The organism is Candidatus Binatia bacterium (assembly GCA_036504975.1).
Taxonomy (GTDB): Bacteria; Desulfobacterota; Binatia; order UBA9968; family UBA9968; genus JAJPJQ01.
Window position 1 is genome coordinate 1 of the sequence record DASXUF010000166.1, and the last position, 7595, is coordinate 7595.

Genomic DNA, 7595 nt, shown 5'->3' on the forward strand with positions numbered 1-7595 from the left:
TCGGTTGCTGCGCGGTTTGATCGGGAATAACAACGCCTTGAAGGGAGCTGAGCGGGAGCTGAATCAGATCGAAGTTTATCGAGCCAACCTTCTGGCCCTCGATCGCTATCGCCGGAAACCGCTCGAGGGCCGCTTGAGAACTCTTGACATCTTGGAGACGAGACGGCGTAGGAAATCGCGCGCAGAGGAGAAGCTCGATTGGAACGTACTCTGGAAAGGCAACACGATACGCCATCTTGTTCCTGGGAAAGATTCGGGCGACATGCTCAGCGGCGAGAATGCGCCTGCCGTTGCCGGACTTCTTGGGGACCGCCTACGGGCGGCATTCGGGGAGGAAAGCCCGCGAGACCGGATCGTGTAAGGACCGAAGAGCCCGCAAGCGACGCCCAATTGCGAGACAAAAGAGCTTATCTCGAAATTCGCCCTGGAATTAAATAGTTATTCTTGGCCCCTTTGCGTGGTCTGTTTCAACTCAATTCCAAGCGAATCCCTCTCTATTTTGTATCCCACCGTTATATACGGTATAATCACGTTCGGTTTAATCCTGGACTGACTGGAATACATCATCGAATGACAACGCGCAACTGGGTCGTGAGCGATCCTTTCCAAGATACCCCGAAACTCCCGCCGGAACAGGAAGCGATCCGAGCGAAGTGTTTCCATTCGACCGGTACGTTCGTTGAGTTCCACAAAGAAGAGATCGAGCAATCGGTCCCGGAGCGGTTTGAGAAAATTGTTCGTCAGTATCCGCATCGACCGGCAGTAAAGGCCGTCGATCGTACGCTAACATACGCTGAGCTGAATCAGCATGCTAATCGAATCGCACGCGCGATTTTAGCTAGGCAAGAGAGCAAAGCCGAACCTGTCGCAATCCTCTTACCGAAGGGCGTTCCCCAAATCGCCGCCATGTTGGGAATTCTTAAAGCCGGGAAGTTCTTCGTGCTCCTGGACCCGTCATTTCCGTGGTCACGAACCGCAGCCTCGTTGGAAGACTCTCAAGCGGGATTGGTGATGATTAGTGAGCAGAGCGCTACGGCCGGAGACTTTGCGAGCGGTAGTTATAAAGTGATGGAGTTCGACTCGATCGATGCTAGTCTTCCGAATGATGACCTTCCGGTGGCCGTGTCACCCGACGCCATGGCCTATGTCGTCTATACCTCCGGTTCAACAGGAGAACCGAAAGGCGTCGTTCAAACTCATCGAAATCTGCTGCATCACGTCATGCTTTTCACGAACGCGTACCATTTATGTGAACATGACAGGGTGAGTTTGATAGCTTCGGGAACGGCACGCGCCGTTCACGACACCTTCGCCGCTTTGCTGAACGGCGCTTGGCTTCTCCCATTTGATGTTCAGCAAGAAGGCATGACTCGCCTCACCAACTGGCTCCGTCAAGAAAGAATCTCAATTTGGTCCGTGAGTTCGCTGCTTTTCCGTAACTTTTGCGAAGCCGTCACAGAGAAGGAAATCTTCCCGGATCTTCGCCTGATCCGACTGGCCAGTGAGGCGGCATACAAAATCGATCTTGACCTCTACAAAAAAACCTTTTCGTCAGGCTGCTTGTTAGCCAATGGTCTGAACACCGCTGAAACACAATTTTTGCGAATATATCTGATGGATCACAGTACCGAGGTTACCGGTAACAAAGTACCCGTCGGCTACGCTCTTGACGACAAGGAGGTTTTCCTTTTGGACGATGCGGGCAGGGAAGTTAGCTTCAACAAGATCGGCGAAATAGCTGTGCGGACCCGTTATCTTTCTCCCGGGTACTGGCGGAGGCCGGAGCTTACCGAAGCCAAGTTCAAATCGGACCCCGAAGGCACCGATAGGCGCATTTATCTTACCGGCGATTTGGGTCTGATGCTTCCTGATGGCTGCTTGATCCACGAGGGCCGCAAAGACTTTCGTGTCAAGATTCGCGGTTACGGCGTCGAGCTGGCGGAAGTTGAGAACACGCTCCGTAGCCACCGCGCCGTCAGGGAAGCTGTGGTGATCGCGCCACAGTCCAAATCAGGCGAAGCTCGTTTAATCGCGTACTTTACTTCCTCAATTCAAGCAGCTCCCAGGGTTAGCGAGTTGCGTAATTTTCTTAAAGAAAAACTCCCCGATTACATGATACCGTCAGCTTTTGTAAAGCTCGAATCAATCCCACTTACGCCTAATGGCAAGGTAGATCGTAAAGCTTTGCCGGAGCCGGAAACGACTAGACCTGAGCTAGACACGGCCTATACACCCCCTCGAAGCGAGATCGAACAGAAACTGGTGCAAATATGGGAGGAAGTCCTCGGCGTTCGGCCGATCGGCATCCACGACAACTTCTTCGACCTAGGGGGGCATTCGCTTCTGGCCGCCAAACTGTTTGCGCGTTTGGACGAGGCGTTCGGCCGCTCGCTTCCGTTAGGCGTCCTGTTCAACGCTCCGACAGTGGGCTTGCTCGCCGAGCGCTACCGAAGCGCTCCAGAGCCGAAGGCGCGTTCAGCGATCGTTCCGATCCGGACGGGCGGCACTCTACCGCCGATCTTTGGCGTACCTGGTGTATTCGGGAACGTGCTCTGCTTCGCGGAACTGAGCCGCGAACTTGGTTCCGATCAGCCATTCTACGGACTGCAATCCATCGGCCTCGACGGAGCGGAGGCGCCGCTCGATTCCATTGAATCAATGGCGAGCCTGTACGTAAGTGAAATTCGCAAAGTTCAACCTCACGGACCGTACGCGCTCATCGGGGCATGTTTCGGCGCCCGGGTGGCCTATGAGATGGCTCGCCAGCTGCTTGAAGCTGAAGAGGGAGTGGCGTTCCTCGGCCTATTGGACCCGTCTCGCCGCGAAGGGTATGACACCAGCGAAAACGCGGTTTCCAAGTCTCGGATACGCAAGCGCGCGAAAGCGCTAAGTAGTTTCGTGACGGACCGTCTACAACTCTATCTCGATGAAATGCGGGGTCTTGAGGGAGCCGAGCGCATCAAGTTCATCGCGAGCAAAATCCGGTCGCTCACCTTGAACATCGGGAGTAGCAAGGCCTTCACGCGCATCCAGCGTGAGCTCAACCAGCTCGAAGTCTTTATGGCAAATAAAGAAGCTAGCAAACGGTATCATCGCAAACCGTTGAACGGGCGGCTCCGAGCTTTGGAAATTTTTGAGACGTCACGCAATACCATGGGCTGGCGTTTCGACTGGAAATCCCTTTGGGGCGGCCATCCGGTTCGACATCACGTGCCGGGCAAAGACTCCGGAGACATGCTTAGAGGCGAGAATGCGCCTGCCGTTGCCGGACTTCTTGCGCAGCGCCTGCGGGCGGCCTTCGCGGCGGAAAACCGGCGAGACTCGGTCGTCCATGGACGGTGAAGTTGCAAACGTCCAATTGTCATATCATTGCAGAAGAATCCCGAAAACCATTTCGTTACCACGCGCGACTCACTAGCACCGGACAGTTTCGCAAGCTCTTCCTACGAAAACGAGCCTCGGTCCTAGAAACCATGTTGCGCTGAAGCCTTGCACCAGGTTTTCCTAACCGGGCGCCGCATCCACGTGGCACGCGGAGAGTCTTGGGTGAACAGACTGTTGAAAAACCCCCGTTCACCCTTCGAGAGTCTCAGGGCGAACGGACCTAGTATTGGAATCGTTGAGTAATTTCCGTTCGTGCTGAGCTTGTCGAAGCACGAGTAGGACTTTTTCAACAGTCTGTGAAGACTTGACCTGCCCCCCGAAAACTAGACCATTTTGAAAGTGAGTCCTCCTGCGGAAAGCCAGCGATCATAGACCTGGTTTGTCACACAACCGCGCAGGAGGGCATTCACGTGAAACGTACCATGGGCGAGATTGAGATCCAGGTCGAACGTGCAGGTGAGCGTTTGATCTCCCTCGAGAACGATGGCGCCGCCACCCAGTCGGTACGTGCAGGTGTCGAACAGCGGATACTGATGGTCGTCAACAATCTCGATGACCGCCCGAATATCGTCATGACGAATCCGAGCGCGGGCTTCGACTGTAATCCGCAGCTTGCCGCCCGAGTCGAACTGGACGCGCGGGCCGGTCTCGTCATGGGTCTTGACTCGCGTTATCAGAACGTCGGCTTTCGCATCGACCTCTCGCTGTTGCTGCCCGCGACTAAAATAAGTGCTGATGACCTCGTCTGTCGGGCCGATCGTCTGCACCTTGCCCCCTTCCAGCAGGAGACTGCGTTGGCATAGGTTGGCGACCGCGTGAAGATTGTGGGAAACGAAGACGACGGTGGCCCCGCTCTCGATTACGGAATTCATACGCTCGGCACACTTGAGCTGGAAGAGGTAGTCTCCGACGCTGAGCACCTCGTCGACGATCAGGACCTCGGGATCGACATGCGCGGCAACAGCAAAGCCGAGGCGGGCGTACATCCCCGAAGAGTACCGCTTGACCGGAGTATCGATGAACTTCTCGAGCCCGGAGAATGCAACTATGGCATCGAAGCGTCGGTGAATCTCGTCCCTGGTCATGCCCAGAATAGCTCCGTTCAGATAGATGTTTTCGCGACCGGTAAGGTCCGGATGAAAAGCCCGCACCGATCTCGATGAGAGCGGAGATACGACCCGCCGCGCGGATGGAGCCTTCGGTCGGCCGCATAATCCCGGTAAGCAGCTTAAGGATGGTGCTCTTCCCGGCGCCATTCGCACCGATGATACCGAACGCTTCGCCGCGCTGCACGCTGAATGAGACATTCTCGAGCGCCCAGAACTCGCGCTGATCGAGTTCTTGAGTGCGTTCGCCACGGGCTAGGCGGCGCGCCAACGCGGGCACTAAGTCCCTTAGGGAATTGTACAGCTCGCCGCGGCGAAACTTCTTGAAAACCCCTTGAACGTCGAGAACGAATTCGTCCGTCATCGGTGATGTCAGACGCTTTCTGCAAAGAAGGGTTCGAGTTTCTTAAATTACAAGCGCCGCAGTGAAAAGAAATACCGTGAAAACAAAACTATAGCAGAGCTAGGCCAGAGACGGGCTGCGGTGCAAAATCACCGTGGTAGAGATCCCCTCCAATAGCGGGGATACGGGATTGACGAGCAGCAGCGGCGTCCACTCTCCGAACATCGCAGAGTCATAAAACACCGGCGTAAAAAAGATGGCGAAAGTCAGGAATACTTCCACGATGTACTTCACGTCACGAAAAAAGAGACTGGCCGCCGAAAAAATGATCGCGAGGGCGGCCGCCAGCATGATCAATGACCCGACGAGGAGCGGGAGCCATAGCAAATATACACTCAATCCCACCTGCGCAACCAACAGGAATGCGCTGACGACCGCCGCCGCGACGAGGAAATCGAACAATTGCGAGAAGACGGCGGCAAGCGGAAAGATCAGACGGGGCAGGTAGATCTTCGTCACGAGGTTGGCATGTGCAACGAGGCTGTTCGTGCCAAAGCGGCGGAGCGCGGAAACAAAGAAAGCCCACGGCGCCGCCTTCACGGCGACGGAGGTCAGGTCCGATAAGGCGAGCGGCGTCTGAGAGACCGTGGCGATTGCATAGCGGACGATAAAACCGGCGCAAACGATGACCATCGGCATCAATACCGCCCAGAGCATTCCCATCACGAACTGCTTGTATTTCAACTTGATCTCTCGCCACGTGATCATGTAGAGAAGCTCCCGGCGATCGAAGAGTTCTCGTATCGCGTTGATCATCAATCGGGAACCTCGCCGACGCCCGATACGTTGTGCGCCGAAACGCTAGCAACACCGTGAATCTGCATTGACGCCTTTGCCACTTTTGTATTGGTGCCCGGAGCCGGACTCGAACCGGCACGGACCCTTCCGGGTCCTCGGGATTTTAAGTCCCGTGTGTCTACCAATTCCACCATCCGGGCATGGAAAACAAAGCTGAAAGCGGAAAGATGAAACCAACCTCCAGCCAGTTTAGATTACTACAACTGACGATGGAAATGAAAACAGCGGCTGGGAAGCCAGCCGCTGTGAAGGATCGATGCTGACACGGCCGATTTAAACGAAGAGTGGTGCCAATACCAGCGTGATCGTGCTGAGAAGCTTGATCAGCACGTGCAAGCTCGGACCTGCGGTGTCTTTGAACGGGTCGCCAACGGTGTCCCCGACGACCGCCGCCTTGTGAGTCTCGGAACCCTTGCCGCCATACTGCCCCATCTCGATGAACTTCTTGGCGTTGTCCCAGGCGCCGCCGCTGTTATTCAGGAACGTCGCCATGAGTATTCCGGCGATGGTGCCGACCATCAAAAGCGCCGCGACGGCCTCGGCGCCGACGCCGAGGAAGCGAAAGATCACGCCGACGGCAATCGGCATTCCGACCGCGAGAATCCCGGGCGCAACCATCTCCTTTAAAGCGCCCACAGTGACGATGTCCACGCATCTGGCATAATCCGGCTTGGCAGTCCCCTTGAGAATACCGGGGTTCTCTTTGAACTGGCGCCGGACCTCGTTGATGACGTAGTAAGCGGCCTTTCCCACCGCGCGGATCGCGAGCGCGGAAAAAAGAAAGACCAGCATCGCGCCGAGAAGCCCGCCGACAAACACTTCCGGCTTGGCGATGTTGACGGACTCTAACTTCGCACCGTAGTGCGCCACCTCGTCGAGATAGGCGGAGAACAGAAGAAACGCAGCTAACGCCGCCGAGCCGATCGCATATCCTTTGGTGAGCGCCTTAGTGGTATTTCCGACCGCGTCGAGCCGGTCCGTCCTTCTCCGCACCTCCTCCGGCTGTTGGCTCATCTCGACGATGCCGCCGGCGTTGTCGGTGATCGGGCCGAAGGTGTCCATCGCGAGGATGTATGCCGCGGTGCCTAGCATTCCCATAGTGGCGACCGCGGTGCCGAAGAGACCGGCGTGCGGCACGCCGCTCGCGAGGCCCAAATAGTACGAGGCGATAATGGCGATGGAGATGACCACCACGGGAACGGCGGTGCACTCCAACCCGACGGCGACGCCCGTGATGATGTTCGTCGCCGGTCCGGTCTGCGACGCCTCGGCGATCGATTTCACCGGGCGATATTTGTATTCCGTGTAGTACTGGGTGATGTAGACGAACACCTGGGCCATTGCGATGCCGATGACGCCGCAGAGAAAGAAATAGAACCACGCCGACGAAGCTTCGGGATAGACCGCGGGATCGACCGCGAGCAGCCAGCGCGTGGAAATAAAAAATCCGACGATGGCGAGAAACGTGGTCACGTAATAGCCGCGGTTGAGGGCGTCCATCGGATCGCCCTTTTCGTCGGTCTTGACGACCATGACCCCGACGATCGAAGCGATCAGTCCGAAGGCGCGCGCCACCAACGGGAACAAGATGCCCTTGAGCCCAAAGTAGGGAAACAAGCCGACGCCGAGAATCATCGCGCCGATATTTTCCGCCGCGGTCGATTCGAAGAGGTCGGCGCCGCGGCCGGCGCAGTCGCCCACGTTGTCGCCGACGAGGTCCGCGATCACGGCCGGGTTGCGGGGGTCGTCCTCGGGGATGCCGGCCTCGACCTTGCCCACGAGGTCGGCGCCCACGTCGGCGGCCTTGGTATAAATACCGCCTCCGACCTGCGCGAAGAGGGCAACGAACGAAGCGCCAAACCCATAGCCCGCGATCATCAGCGGGATCTTCGGGGCAAGCTCTT

General features: G+C 56.7%; 4 protein-coding genes, 1 tRNA gene and 1 pseudogene. 2 read left to right on the plus strand and 4 right to left on the minus strand.

Going from position 1 to position 7595, the window contains the following annotated elements:
• Both VGL70_20355 and VGL70_20360 read left to right on the plus strand, forming a co-directional pair.
• A partial coding sequence (locus VGL70_20355) for a hypothetical protein (protein HEY3305885.1) occupies positions 1-361 on the plus strand: 361 nt, incomplete at its 5' end.
• Between the two features lie 209 nt (positions 362-570).
• Positions 571-3342, plus strand: coding sequence for an AMP-binding protein (locus tag VGL70_20360; protein HEY3305886.1), 2772 nt, complete (start codon positions 571-573; stop codon positions 3340-3342).
• Between the two features lie 365 nt (positions 3343-3707).
• Here the strand turns inward: VGL70_20360 and VGL70_20365 are convergent.
• The 4 genes and pseudogenes from VGL70_20365 to VGL70_20380 form a co-directional block, all read right to left on the minus strand.
• A pseudogene (locus VGL70_20365) lies at positions 3708-4854 on the minus strand (ABC transporter ATP-binding protein).
• A gap of 99 nt (positions 4855-4953) precedes the next feature.
• A complete protein-coding gene (locus VGL70_20370) occupies positions 4954-5652 on the minus strand; it encodes a hypothetical protein (GenBank protein HEY3305887.1) in 699 nt (232 codons plus the stop codon).
• A gap of 88 nt (positions 5653-5740) precedes the next feature.
• A tRNA-Leu gene (locus VGL70_20375) sits at positions 5741-5831 on the minus strand.
• A gap of 133 nt (positions 5832-5964) precedes the next feature.
• Positions 5965-7595, minus strand: a 1631-nt coding sequence (locus tag VGL70_20380) for a sodium-translocating pyrophosphatase (GenBank protein ID HEY3305888.1), incomplete at its 5' end; no start/stop codon positions are given.

Bases quoted from the DNA above. Each gene is read 5' to 3' on its own strand.
- VGL70_20360 (HEY3305886.1), top strand. From the start codon at position 571: ATGACAACGCGCAACTGGGTCGTGAGCGATCCTTTCCAAGATACCCCG.